The organism is Arthrobacter sp. 05T442, from assembly GCF_056395945.1.
This window is the reverse complement of the sequence record NZ_JBFTKM010000051.1, coordinates 1-864: the sequence shown is the minus strand read 5'-3', so window position 1 is coordinate 864 and position 864 is coordinate 1. Positions and strand designations below refer to the sequence as shown.

Annotated in this window: 2 protein-coding genes; both read right to left on the bottom strand. The window is 68.6% G+C overall.

What is annotated here, in order from left to right; all coding sequences use genetic code 11:
• Positions 1-354, bottom strand: a 354-nt coding sequence (locus AC1DES_RS19125; RefSeq protein ID WP_476897273.1) for a fumarylacetoacetate hydrolase family protein, incomplete at its 3' end; no start/stop codon positions are given.
• Positions 355-864: cupin domain-containing protein (locus tag AC1DES_RS19120; RefSeq protein ID WP_476897272.1), on the bottom strand; the 510-nt coding region annotated here is incomplete at its 5' end.

Genomic DNA, 864 nt, shown 5'->3' with positions numbered 1-864 from the left:
GGATTCCTGCGGGAGGGCCAGGTCATCGTTGGGGCCGATGAGGGATTCGGAGTACTTCGCGAACAGGGTGGGGAACTCGGGGACGTCCCGGCCCATTTCCTTGATGTGGTTGCGGTAGTTGTGGCCCACGCAGATGATCTTGCCGGGGGAGGGGACGACGGCGGCCAGGTCCGCGCCCTCGAGCGCGTGCGTGGCGCCGTTGGCGGCCTTCGCGGTTTCTTCCCAGTCGGGGCTGCGGAGCAGTTCCCCGACGTCGGCGAAGCCGCCGATTTCGGTCAGGGTGGTCCCGTCCTGGCGGACAGCCGTGGTTACTGTCTTGTCCCCAGCAGAGGTGCGGAGGGTGAGGAGTCTCATTTACTTGCGTCCTTCGGTGTAGGTGCGGTTGAAGTTCAGCCGTTCGAAAATGGGGGCGTCGCTGAAACGGAACAAGTCGAACCCGGTGTGGGAGCCGGTGTCTGCCTGCAGGGCCGCCTGGAGGGACCACTGGGTCCAGGAGGGGACGACGAAGAGGTCGCCCTTCGCCAGGGTCCGGGTTTCCCCGTTCAGGACCACCGTGCCGGAGCCTTCGAAGACCTGCCAGACGCTGGAGCCGACCTCGCGGAGGGCCGCGGTGGTGGCGCCGGGGCGGAGGCGGTGGAATTCGGCGCGGATGGTCGGCATCACGTCCCCGCCGGTGGTGGGGTTGGTGTAGCGGACGGCGGCGTGGCCCTGGGAGACGGTGGCCGGGTGGCCCTCGTCCTCGAGGAGGAGCTGTTCGGTCAGGGCCCGGTCCGTGTATTCCCAGCGGTAGGCGGCGATGGGGGAGCTCGTGGTGTCATCCAGGCCCGAGAGGGGGCGCAGGCCCGGGTGGGCCCAGAGCCGTTC